This is a genomic window from Paenibacillus pinihumi DSM 23905 = JCM 16419 (assembly GCF_000422505.1).
Classification (GTDB): Bacteria; Bacillota; Bacilli; order Paenibacillales; family Paenibacillaceae; genus Paenibacillus_D; species Paenibacillus_D pinihumi.
In genome coordinates, this window is the sequence record NZ_AULX01000006.1 from 175,344 (window position 1) to 188,165 (window position 12,822).

Consider the following 12,822-nt stretch of genomic DNA (forward strand, 5'->3'; position numbering starts at 1 on the left):
CAAACTATACCAGCATCCCGGCAATAGCCGCACTCATCAGATTTGCCAGAGTCGCTGCAACTACTGCGCGGAGGCCCAGTTCAGCAAGGTCTTGTCTTCTGGAAGGCGCGATTCCGCCGAGCCCCCCGACAAGAAGAGCAATACCGGCCAGGTTTGCAAATCCGCACAGCGCGAAGCTGATAATGACAACGCTCTTCGGGGACAACGTTGCAATTTCAGGCGCAAATGAAGTATAAGCGACAAATTCATTCAATACGAACTTTTGACCAATGAAAGAACCGGCACGAATAGCTTCATCCCACGGAACTCCAATCAGGAAGGCAACCGGCGCAAAAATATAGCCCAATATTTGCTCCAGCGTCAAAGCTTCAAGTCCGAATAAGCCGCCAGCCCATCCAATAATCGAGTTGAGCAGGAAAATGAGCGAGATAAATGCCAGCAGCAGCGCACCGACACCGGCCGCAATTTTCAGACCATCCTGTGCACCACGGGCTGCGGCGTCAATGACGTTGCGGGATTCCGTATCTTTGACCATCTCCACCCGCTCAACATTATGCAGGGGCTCAGTTTCAGGCATAATCAGCTTGGCCATCAGGAGGCCGCCCGGAGCTCCCATAAATGCTGCAGCAAGCAAATAATCGATCGGCACGCCCAGCATCGCGTATCCGCCCAGAACAGAACCGGAGACACAAGCGAGTCCGCCTACCATAACCGCAAACAATCCGGATTTGCTCATTTTCTCAATGTGAGGCTTAATGACAAGCGGGGCTTCCGTCGGCCCCAGAAAAATGTTTGCAGCTGCAGACATGGATTCGGCTTGGCCTGTCTTCAGTACCTTGGCCAAAAATCCGCCAATGATTTTGGTAAACCACTGCATCACGCCGAGATAGTACAGAACCGAGATCAGCGAGCAGAAGAAAATAATAATCGGCAATACTTGCAGTGCAAATGTAAAGCCGACCTTTTCCGCACCCAGAATCCCGCCGAACAGGAACTGAATGCCCGCGTTGGTGGAATCAATAATTTTCTGTATAACAACAGCCAGCTGCTGCAGCAGCTTCTTGCCGAACTCCCATTTTAATACGATTAATGCAAAAATAAATTGAATCGCAAACGCGCCGATCACGGTTCTCGGATTGATCGCTTTACGGTTTTTCGAATACGCAAATGCGATCACAAAAATGCCCAAGATCCCTAACACACCCCAAATATATTGCATGTCCTTATCCTTTCTTCATCGCCAAGCTACCCTGGATCACAGAAGTGAAGGAGCCGGCAACAGCCGCTCCCTATCTTTTGAGTACGACTACTGATTAGTTTATAGCTTTTAATACCTCGAACAGCATGTCCTTAAACGCAGAACGGTCAATGGCTTCACACACCCGGACATTGCGCGGGCGCTCCAGACGATTGTTGATATCCACAACGCTGTAGCCTCTTGTCAGCTCACCCGCCGTCTCCACATCCACGTGATACAGATTCGACTTCGTCATGATCTTCTCATCCGCCGCTACAGCTGCGAGCAGTGTATCCGGATGGGTGGTGCCGTTCAGTCTGTGAACCGACTTGTTGAACCGCATCACGACTCTGTTGACATCCTGGAAGAACTTCGAGCCTTTTGTACCCAGTGCCTCGATTTCTTCGTGATCAGCATCATCCATAATGGAATACTGCGTGCACATTTCCCAGCCTACCATCGTAATCGGAATGCCTGAATGCAGGACGATTCTGGCCGCTTCCGGATCTACGTAGAAGTTGTACTCCGCACTTGGCGTAATATTGCCGAGCGCATTGTTCGTGCCGCCCATAATGTACAGATGCGGGATTTTCGGAGCAATGGTCGGGTCCTTCTTGAGCGCCATGGCGATATTCGTCAGCGGGGCAATTGCGATCAGGTGAATCTCACCCGGATTCCGGTGTACCGCATCGATCAGAAAATCAACAGCATGACCTTTTTCGGGAGCTTGAACCGCTTTATCAAAGAATGAATCCCCCATGCCGTCCTTGCCATGGACATCCTCAACGGTGCGATGCTCCTGCTCGCCAATACTCATGAGCGGGCGCTCATAGCCTTTGTATACAGGAACTTGTCCGCTTTTTCCGGCCACCTGAATAGTATAAAGCGCATTTTCAACCTGCTGGTCGAACTGGACATTGCCGCCGGTAATCATAACGCCTTCAACCTGAAAATAATGAAGAGCCGTTAAAATGGCAATCGTATCGTCAGCAGCGGTGTCGGTATCAATGATGACTTTTCTTTTGTCTGACATTATACGTTCCTCTCCGATGCTTTTTTCGCCAGCTCTGTCATGTAATCAAAGAAAGCATCGCGATTCACATCATAAACCACATTGACCGGACGTCCATCCTGCACTTCAATTGTGCGGCCTTGGCTTGCGCCCTCGGTAATGACTTTGCTGTTCAGCGTCTGTACCTTCACCAGATCACTTTTCCCTACAAATGCAGTCGTGAGTACATCCCACAGATAGTAGGTCGAGTTGGTGGAGAAATGCACGAGCGGCGGAACCATTGCATAGCATTGGCCCAGGAAATCAACACCGGTATGCTTGCGTTCTGAAGCCCAACGCTCACGGACATCCAGCGTCAACGGAACCTGATTGGTGCTTTCCAGTGCAACTAAATCGATTTCGATGCCACTCTCCCACACGCGCGCCGCAGCATCCGGATCCCAGAATACATTCCATTCTGCAGTTCCGTCATGCTCAGGCTCATGTACGTTGCCCGCTTCACGGAAAGTTCCGCCCATCCATACCAGACGTTCAATCTTCTCTTCAATCGTCGGATCAACATCAAGTGCGCGGGCAAGGTCAGTCAAGGGACCTGTGAACAGCAAGGTTGTTTGGCCTTCTGTTGCACGAAGTGTATCTATAATATGTAAATACGCAGGCTGCTTTGCTACCGGAGTCACGACTTTACCGGATTCATTAAGAATCGGCAGTGCGTCCACATAGAATGCGTGCATGCGCCAGTCTTTCGGGAACGGATTTTTACCGCGGGAGTTGGACTCTGCTACATCCAGACCGCCATTGCCGAAACGGTCGATGATTTTACGGCTGGCATACATGGCCGGCTCCAGGTAACAGTCTGCCGGAATGACCGATACGCCTGTCAGCTCCACCGTGTCCATTTGCAGTAACAAAAACAATGAAATTAAATCATCCACGCCGCCATCATGGTTAAAATAAATCTTTTTCATTTTATCTCCTTTTTGTCCATACATTAACACGCCTTCATATGAATCATAGTCGCATCATGCATAAAGTGTTATAAAACCGAATAAAAATACCATTCTCAGTCATTATCATTCGGAATTCCCCTAAAAATGATACTAAAGATTCGACAAAAAATATAGAGTTTGATGAAAAAAATCGCGGACATCATTCAAGAAAAGAGCCAAAGAAAAAGAATCCAGGCAACCGGTATCCGGTCACTTGGATTCTTTTTGGGCAACAAGGTCAATACATAGTCAATTGATTCCTGCCCGTATCTTATTATTCAGCTCCATGCTCCCTGTTGGCCGTTGCCAGCATGGACTTCCAGTCTGCAAAACTCGTCTCTCTGGCAACATGCCGATCAAACAGCTCAGCTGGAATATTCTCGATCTCTTCACGGGTTTCGGCTTGGAAGTTCCCTTTTTCCAAGAATGCTTCAAAATTCTCGTGGCTGGAATACTTGCTCATGAACGATTCATTGAATAACTGGCTTAGTGTTATATAGCCAGCTTCTTCCTGACCGGTTTTCTGACCTTGTAATTCCTTCAACAAATCATCAAATGAGATTGGCTTATGCTTTCTCAGGTGACCACCCCTATAATCAATTTAGTTGTTTCAATTATCTTGCTGACGCTGAACTCCATATGTCTTCAAGCCACTTTTCAAAGTCTGCGCCCTTGTTGCCCTCATAGATATCGTAGATATCGGAACGCATTCTTTTCAACTTTTCTTTAAATTCTTCAAAGGAATGTCCTGCCGGAAGACTCTTTTTGACTCTAACGAGGATCTTGTTCACACCCTTGATCAGCTCGCCCTTTTTCTGTGACGGACGTTGAACGTCTTCACCGAATTGTTTGAGTATGCGGTAAGCAGCCTCTTGAACCTGATACACCGTATCATAATTCAATCGATTCGCAAGCAATTCAATGGCCTGTTCATTGTTCCACTTGCCGAGTTGTTCCACAGCATCCAGACGGTCTCTCCAGCTTGACTTCCGGTTCGCCGCTGCTTTTAACTGCTCATAAGTTTCTTGCCATTCATTGTCGATTTCAATTGTATCCAAAGGTTTTCATCCTGTTCCATTATAATTTATGGGAAAGCTGTCTTGCTATATAGCCTTAATCCCGCTTGGCGGGCTTGCTGCCTTCACTGTTCTTGGAAGCTGCTGCACCGTCTTTATTTTTAGTGCCCTTGCTTTTATATGGCTTAGGAGCGTTTTTGGCTCTATTGGCACTTGCCTGCCATCTGTTCCAGCCTTTTTTGTCTGTTCCTCTGCCTGTTCCGCCCTTGCCCTTTGCTTTGCTCAATTTATCACTCCATTTTAGCACATACTTGCTCTACTGCAGGCGTACCTTGTTCTCATTCATCAAATTATACCACGATTCGGCCTCTCTATGCAGAGAATCTATGATTGTGATTTTTGTGATGCTGTTCTGCGACTGAATCAAGCTTGATTTATATTTGGATTATTCCGTATTTTCAAGCAGCAGACTTCATTCAAGTCAATTTCACCTTGAGCATCTGGAGTATAATAAAAAAGGTTTGAATGCACGGAGTACGGTTCAGTCAGTTCAGTTACTCGTCGTTAAAATAAAAATCATGCCAAATACAAATAATGCCGTCAAAACTGCTCCCCATCCCGTATTTTCATTAAATAATGATTGCAACTTCAGTATACCTATATACCTTTACTACGTAAAAAATCGTGTGCACAAGTGCACACGATTTTTTACGATAATTACGATTACCAGTTGTTGCCCGATACTCTGTTCACTGTGAAGCCAGGGCTCTTATCCTCGCCATAGATGGCGCGGACGCCCGGGTTATTGATTTTGACATTCGTAAAGCTCGCCTGGCCGAGAGCCGGACCTTGCCCCTGCTCTGCACTGGCTACCAGCTTAATGCCATAGCGGCCCGGGTTGTTAATGTTGACATTTTCAATACGGACATTGGACATCGGCAGATTTTCCGGTGATTTCGTCTGGAACATCAGTCCGAAGTAGACCGGATTGTTGATGTCGATGTTTTTGACCACAACGTTCTTGAACGTTCTGTCCCCTCCGAAGAACCAGATCGCGCCGAAGTTCTGATACTCATTGATCTTGTCGTCCGCGCCCACGCTGGTCCAGAAGTCTCCTCCTGTCCGGTCAAGGGTTACGCCGTCAAAGACGGTATCCTTGTCGCCGAAGCCCAGCGTGTTGTATCCGAAGCTAAGGGAGCTGATCGTAATGCCCGGATAAGTCAGCGTATCTGCTCCATAGAGGTTCTGGAACAGGTTATCCGAACCGCCATATACGGCAAATGCTGCCGCGCGTCTTACGTTAGTTGCCGTCAAATTGGTGTACTTATTCCCAACATTATAGGAGCCGCCGGAATCAATGGCGCTGAACAAGGCAAACGCATCGTCACCCGCTCCACGGGAATAGTTGTTGTCGATAATATTGTAGGAGGAGCCGTTCGTCATGTTAATGCCGTCTGCGAAGACGTTCTTGATCCGGTTGTCCTTGAAAGTATTGTAGGAAGAGTTGACTCCCCAGTACAGGCAGATAAAATGCTCGACCCAAGTATTCTGAATCGTGACGTTCTGCATGCCGTTGCCGTCAATAAATTTGCCCGGACCGTCTACACGATAGACGTAGTTGCCCCATGCGGACAGGTCACGAATCGTGGAACCGTTTGCCGCAGAGCTGATGTTAAAGCCGACATCGGTATTCGTTTGATTTTTCGGAGCTACCAGCTTCGTATGCCACGGGCCGGCCCCGATAATTTCTGTTGCTCTGCCGTACAAGAAGATTTTGTTGCTGATCGTCCACTCTCCGGCAGGGATGAAGATTCCCTTCTTCGTTGAATCCTGTCTGAAATCTGACAATGCCTGCTCAATGGATTTGCTTGCCGATACTTCAACATACTTGGTTGGATCAGGGTTGGAAGCAGGAGGAGCAACATTTTCCGTTTCAAGCATATCGACATAAATCCATGGCACATCTCCGGCATCCTTCTGAATTTTGATCTTCGTTCCTGCCGGGAATACTTCATTAAGCAGGAGCTGGGAATCTTCATAGAGCCAGTAAGCGGTCAACCCTGCACCCGGCTGGTTGTCATATCCCAAGCGGCCCAGTGTGCTAGGTGTTGCATATACGTGAGAATACTTGGAGGTCACCGCGAAGGTGCCCTTCTTCACATTGTTCGCGTAAATGCTGATGGTTCCTGACGAATTCTCAGCAACGGAGCTGCGGAGCACGAAGGCATTGGCAGGAGAGGTCAGTGTAAACTCCACATACTTGCCTGTGCCATCCAGATGTACAGCAGAACGTCCGGATGCCTCGCCCGCATAATCGCCCGGCTTGAAGTTCGGAGCCAAAATAGTTCCATTCGTCGTGTTGGCAGGTGACTCGGCCTCAATAATCGTGAACGGCATGTTGGCCCCGCGGCCAATGTACAGTCCGCTTGTGCTCGTATTGTTATTCCGTTTGGCCGGGATTTCGTTCGCATCAGCTGTAACGGTAGTCGTCACATTGTAGCTGCCGTTTGCGGCCGTCCATGCTCCCAGCGTAACATTGACGGTTCCTCCCGCTGGTATGACACCGTTATGGCTGGCATTTAACGTACGAATCGTATTTCCTTCGTTATTCTTCAGCACGAGTGTCACGCCATGAGGGCCGGCAGTCGTTGCAATATTGCCCTGGTTCTTGAGCGTTACCGTAAAGTTAACGGTATCTCCGGCACTTGGGCTGCCCGGGGACCAGGATGCAATCGGCACCAGATCGGAGCTCGGAACTTCGCTTACAACGAGCGGAGTCGTGTTCGTGTAAGTGTTGTTGGCATAATCCAGTTCCACTATGGAACGATCCTCGTTGACCTTGGCACTCGCCGTGTAGGAAGCGGCTACCTTGGCACCAACGTTAACAGATACGTTTGCAGTAGCGCCTTGAGCCAGTGCGCCGACAGGAGCCGTACCTGCCAGTGTGTTATTCAAATAGAAGTTGACGGTTGAAGCAGGAGCAGACGCAGTGCCGATGTTTTTGACCGTAGCGGACAATGTAATCGGTGCCGTCTCGCTAGGAGAAGCAGGTGTCCAGGTCAGTCCGGACACGGTAAGATCCGGATTCGGAGCAGGTGTGCCGAAAATCTGGAACTCTGCTACCTGACCGGCAGATGATCCGGAATTGCTCGTGAAGGTGAGGCGCACATCCGCTGCTGAGGCTGTCACCGGAATCGTGACCGAGTTGCCTGTAGCCGGATTGAACGTATACGTCTGAGCGGACACCAGATTGGTGAAGCCGGAAGCATTCTGGTCGCGCCCAAGCACCTGAATGGTCTGTGTGCGTGTCGACCATGAGGCGGACGGGTTCAGCTTCACAACGATGGAGGTGAGGCTTGCATTCGCCCCGAGACTAACCGTCAGATGATTCGGGTATGCGTTGCCTGCTCCCTCCCAATACGTATTCGTGCTGCCATCGTTCGCATTGGCGGCCACAAAGGTATGGACGGTAGACGACGCGGTGATCGGTTTGTTCAGGGCCAGATTGCTGCCGCTTACAACTTCACCGGGACGTGTTACCGAGTTGCTGCGCGGAGAAGCATTGCCTGCGGCATCCTTGGCGATTACATAGTACGTCACCGTAGCCGTAGAAGGCTGGTTATCTGTATAGCTGAGCGTGGAGCCGTTCACACTGCCGCGCAGCTGCTCATTCGCATAGATCTCGTAGCTTTGCACGCCAGTGCTGCCTGTAGAAGCATTCCATGTCAATTGAATAGAGCCTGGGGAAGGCTGGGTGTACGCCAGATTGCCCGGCGTAGTCAGCGGCCCGTTTCCTGGTCCCGGACCGGAGCTTCCCTCTTTGAAGTTGAGCCAATTGAGGTTGAAGCCGCCGCCGCTCGCATGGACGCGCAGCGTCTGCTCGCCTTGGGTAAGCTGTACGGTCGCATTGACCGTTTGCCATGTCTGCCAGCCTCCGGTATTCGGAACCGCAGTTGTTGCCAGCGTGTTCTGCCCGGAGCGAAGCTGGATAGCGCCAGTAGCCGTATTGCTGGCTACCCGGTATTCAACCGTATAGGTGCCGGACTGTGCGACATTCACATAATAGTCCAGCCAATCGCCCGTATCGACCCAGCCCACATTTTGTCCGCCGCCTGTATCGGAGGTCGACTCCGTCTGAATGCCGTTCATGGCATCATAATTTTCGGCTTCGATTTTGCCTGGAATCGGTTTGGCTGTTGGAGCAGCAACTCCGCCGTAAATCTCCAATTCAGACAGTTGGGCTGCCGCCCATGCGGAATTGGCTGTCACTTGTACCCTTAGGTATGACGTGTTGGTTGACGGGAAGTTAATGGTGACTGTATTTCCTGTATTGGGGTTGAATGTATAAGGAGCAGAATTGACAATTGTAGTGAAATCCGATCCGTTGGTGCTGCCCTGGATAGACAAAGTCTGTGTTCTGGTCTCCCAGCCGGCGGGGAGCTTCAGTACGACTTGCTCAACGTTAGCAGCGTTTCCAAGATGAACCTGAATCCATTGCGGGAACGCACTATTTGCACTCTCCCAATAAGTGCCCGGATTTTGGTCAATGACATTACTGGCTGTGTAGACATCATTATGACTGCTCGCGGTAACATTTTTTCCTGTTGCAAGGTTTGGCCCTGCTGCTGCCACCGCTTTGATGTTCGGTCCTATACTGGAAAAGAGGGTCGAGAGAACAAATGTAGCTACTAACGACCAAACAAAATACTTGTTTCGCATCTTAATCCTTCCTCCTAACCGTGTAATGAATGACAAACATTACGCACATCACGACAAATACAACCACGCTTTGGTAATGCCTGGCCTTTCTTCTGAATCCGCATCTCTTGTCCGCTTCACTTCAACAGCTCGTCTGATAGCGCTTTCAAATCTATGACTTTGTTGGCCCTCATCCTCCTTCCAATAGAGCAGCTATTTCCTGCTGCACCTTCATTCTAATTCTATAGCCTACAAATTTAGAGGTGTATTTCAACACAGGTTATGTCAGATCTTATGCAGTTGGTTTTGAACGGGCTATGCGCTCATCATCATTTCATTCAGAAAAAAAGACCAGCTGAACGTATACCTGATTCAGGTTACCTTCAGTTGGTCTTCTATTTCCTGCAACTTTATTTATTATTATTTACAAAATTGTTAAATTGTTGAGTCGCTATTTCGGAATATGGATCGCCGAACATTTTACGATACTGTTCAATGGTCTTGTCCCAGTTATCAAGCGGCATCGTATTTAAAATAATTTTCGTTCGATTCTCCATAATTAGCGTTTTGCCATCTTCTTGAGTTGCATCTGCCGGCGTTCCTTTCAATTCATAATTCATAAACCAGTCCGGTTCTTGAATGAAATGTTCTTTGTTTTCAATAAAATAATCCCACCCGGCATAATAGTGACTGTTAACAAAGTCAGGATCATCTGTTCTGAAATCCCAAGGTCCATAGAACATCATAGAAAATGCATAATTATAGGATGTTGTCGGATCTTCAGCACCTTTTAGACGAACGACAGTGCCCTTATCTTTATCCGCAAACTCCCAATATTCTCCGTATGTGCCCCATTTCGTTGTGAAGTAGTTTTCCGGAGATGCCATCATCCAGTTAAAGAGCTTGATTGCATGGTCAACATTTTTGCTCCCTTTAACGAATAGTACACGTTGTCCATACGGGTCTTTATGATGGAATTTATAAGGACTGCCATCCAGCGTTTTCAAAGTAATGATCTCATATTCTGCATTAGGAACGGTTTCACGAAGCTTCTCCAGCGGACGAATGTAGTCCGAATACCAGGCAGCAAAGGCTCCTACACGGTTTGCAATAATCAAATCATCAGCAAGAGATTTCTTAATACTTAGAATTCCCGAATACAGTAATCCCTCTTTACTCCATTCTGCCAGCTTACCCAGATAGTCTTTATACTTCGGATCCATGTAGGTGGGAATAATGTTCCCGTCTTGATCTAATTCATTATTAAACGGGCTATTCCCGGTGAATACATACAATAGTGTTCTGTCAAATGAAGAATAATCGTTCTGATTCGAAAGAAGCGGAATCGTATCCGCTTTTCCGTTCCCGTCAAAATCAGCAACCTTGATCGCCTGCATATACTTCTCAAATTGATCCAACGTAGTAATGGGTTCCATATTTAACGCTTCACGCCAGTCTTTACGGATGACGATTGTATCGGATGCCAGAATACTTTGACGCGGCAAACCGTAAATATCACCTTTACTGTCACTTACGGCTTTCCAGGAATCCGGGGGATATGCCTTTAACAAATCTGTACCAAATTGTTGCAAAGGTTCATTAATGCTTTGGGCCCTTCCGGATTGCACCAGCTGCGTGTACATCTCCTTGCTATTTACAAGAACAGCATCGATGCCGCCTGAGGCCAGATTAACATTGATCAATTGCTGGTAATCTTCATTTGAGGTGGCCTTGACATTCTTGACCTCAATTTTCACCCCGGACTGTTCTTCAATATACTTCTTAACCTTCTCAACATCTGCAGGATTTGAATCCCTTGGTTCCGACATTAGGATGACAACAGGATCGGTTTGTTGAGCTGAGGCTTGTTTATCTGATCCGCTTACACTTGGATTTTCCGGTTCATTAGCACCCTTTGTCTGGCAGCCGACAAGCGCAACCATAACAGCAACGAGTATGCAAAACATTGTAATCTTTCTTTTTTTCACTTGTTTTTCCCCCTTTATTCAAATCTATGATTTATCCCTTAACTGCACCTACCATGAGTCCCTTTGTAAAATACTTTTGGAAAAACGGATAGGCTGCAATTATCGGGAACGAAACTACTACAATGGTTGCCATTTGGATCATAGACGTTGGCGGCACAAAACTGCCTCCCATATCCTCTGCGTACATATTGGCTGCATTCGCTTGACTTAGAATTTGGCGCAGAATAACCATTGCAGGCTGCAAGGTCTGATCAGAGATATAAATAATCCCCATGAACCATTCATTCCAGTGATAAACGACATGAAATAATGCAATCGTTGCCAGCACCGGTGTAGACAGCGGCAGAATGATCCGCCATAGAATGCCCATTTCATTCGATCCGTCAATTTTCGCCGACTCTTCTATTTCGGCAGGAATCTGGGCAAAGAAATTGCGGAGCAATAAAATGTACCAGACATTCATTAGCTTTGGTATTACAAACACCCAGATCGAGTCAAGGAATCCAAGCGATTTCATTACCAGGAAGGAAGGAATCAAGCCTCCCTGGAACCACATGGTGAATGCAATCATCATCGTCAACGGAACCGCCAAAGGGTAAACCCTTTTGGAAATCGCATAGGCAAACATACATTCAACGATTAGACTAAGCAGCGTTCCAACACTTAACCGGAAAAAGGTGATTTGAAAGGAACTCAACAACAAAGATCCTTTTGCCAGAATAAACTCATATCCGCTGAAGTTTAACTCGGTCGGAATAATCGTAAACGGATGGAGCGCCCGTTCCGTATCCGTCATCAAGGAGTGACTAACTACAAACAGGATGGGGTAAAGCATGCTGGCACTGATTAGCAGCATGAATAATGTATTAAAAACATCAAAAACCTTTTCGCCTTTAGTAGCTCTGAAATACATTACCAGATCCCCTCCTGCCCCATCTTTTTGACTGCTTTATTCGCCAGAATAACAAGAATAAAGCTGACAACTGACTTAAACAACCCGACTGCAGCCGAGTATGCGAAGTCACCTTGAACAATTCCCCGCCTATACACGAATGTATCGAAGACATCAGCTACTTCGTAAACTGCGGGATTATAGAGATTTAAAATTTGTTCGAAGTTTTGATCTATAATTTTCCCCATCTGGAGAATAAATAGAATCGTAATCACAAACGAAATAGAAGGAAGTGTAATGTGAATTGCCTTTTGCCAGCGTGTTGCACCTTCCATTGTTGCGGCTTCATACAAGTCCTGAGGAACATTGACGATTGCCGCCAAATACAGAATTGTACCCCACCCGATACTTTGCCAAATGGAGGAACCGACTAATATGGAACGGAAATAGGTTGTGCTTGCCAGAAAGTCAATTCGATCCACATTGAAATAAGACAGCAAGTGATTAACTACACCTTCATTGCTTAACAATAGCGTCATTAAACCAGCTATAACAACCCAGGAAAGAAAGTGAGGCATGTAGGTGATCGTTTGTACAATACGTTTGAACCGATTGTTCCTGATTTCGTTTAACAATAATGCCAAAATGATAGGCGCCGGAAAACCAAAGACCAATTGATAAAAGCTGATTATGAATGTATTAGACAGCAGTCTCCAAAAATAGGTACTATTAAAAAAATTGCTAAAGTTCTGAAAGCCAACCCATGGGCTGTTCCAAATCCCTTGTATACCGCCAAATCCGTTGTAGTCTTTAAATGCGATAATAACTCCGTAAATAGGGACATAATGAAATAGCAAGAAATATATGACACCAGGGAGCACTAGTAAATGATAAAACTTGTGTTTAATGATAAAACGAATGAATCCTGTCTGATTTCGTTTTTTTGGAATTGCTTGCCGGTTGGCGATGTTGTCCAAGGTGACTCTCTCC

At 47.1% G+C, this 12,822-nt stretch carries 10 protein-coding genes; all 10 read right to left on the reverse strand.

Annotation, left to right across the window (positions count from 1 at the left end; translation table 11 throughout):
* Positions 1 to 4 precede the first annotated feature (4 nt).
* Positions 5 to 1,219 carry a NupC/NupG family nucleoside CNT transporter gene (locus tag H583_RS0100685; protein WP_028558784.1) on the reverse strand — a complete coding sequence of 405 codons (1,215 nt, stop codon included), beginning with the start codon at positions 1,217 to 1,219 and terminating at the stop codon, positions 5 to 7.
* A 94-nt stretch (positions 1,220 to 1,313) separates the two neighbouring features.
* Complete coding sequence (locus H583_RS0100690; protein ID WP_028558785.1) at positions 1,314 to 2,270, reverse strand: nucleoside hydrolase; 957 nt, start codon at positions 2,268 to 2,270, stop codon at positions 1,314 to 1,316.
* On the reverse strand, positions 2,270 to 3,217 hold the full coding sequence (locus H583_RS0100695) for a nucleoside hydrolase (protein WP_028558786.1): 948 nt from the start codon (positions 3,215 to 3,217) through the stop codon (positions 2,270 to 2,272). Before H583_RS0100695 ends, H583_RS0100690 begins: the two co-directional genes overlap by 1 nt.
* Positions 3,218 to 3,512: 295 nt before the next feature.
* Entirely contained in the window at positions 3,513 to 3,800 is a 288-nt protein-coding gene (locus H583_RS0100700; RefSeq protein ID WP_028558787.1) for a hypothetical protein, read from the reverse strand.
* A 52-nt stretch (positions 3,801 to 3,852) separates the two neighbouring features.
* Entirely contained in the window at positions 3,853 to 4,296 is a 444-nt protein-coding gene (locus tag H583_RS0100705) for a HEAT repeat domain-containing protein (RefSeq protein WP_028558788.1), read from the reverse strand.
* 55 nt (positions 4,297 to 4,351) lie between these two features.
* A complete protein-coding gene (locus tag H583_RS0100710; protein ID WP_028558789.1) occupies positions 4,352 to 4,540 on the reverse strand; it encodes a DUF3934 family protein in 189 nt (62 codons plus the stop codon).
* Positions 4,541 to 4,977: 437 nt separating this feature from the next.
* Positions 4,978 to 8,973, reverse strand: a complete 3,996-nt coding sequence (locus H583_RS0100715; protein ID WP_028558790.1) for a carbohydrate-binding protein — start codon at positions 8,971 to 8,973, stop codon at positions 4,978 to 4,980.
* A gap of 389 nt (positions 8,974 to 9,362) precedes the next feature.
* The gene (locus H583_RS0100720) at positions 9,363 to 10,940 is read right to left on the reverse strand and encodes a type 2 periplasmic-binding domain-containing protein (RefSeq protein ID WP_028558791.1); all 1,578 of its coding nucleotides are present in this window, start codon (positions 10,938 to 10,940) and stop codon (positions 9,363 to 9,365) included.
* A gap of 31 nt (positions 10,941 to 10,971) precedes the next feature.
* Positions 10,972 to 11,853, reverse strand: a complete 882-nt coding sequence (locus H583_RS0100725) for a carbohydrate ABC transporter permease (protein ID WP_028558792.1) — start codon at positions 11,851 to 11,853, stop codon at positions 10,972 to 10,974.
* Positions 11,853 to 12,809, reverse strand: a complete 957-nt coding sequence (locus tag H583_RS0100730; protein ID WP_051235805.1) for an ABC transporter permease — start codon at positions 12,807 to 12,809, stop codon at positions 11,853 to 11,855. Before H583_RS0100730 ends, H583_RS0100725 begins: the two co-directional genes overlap by 1 nt.
* Positions 12,810 to 12,822 lie beyond the last annotated feature (13 nt).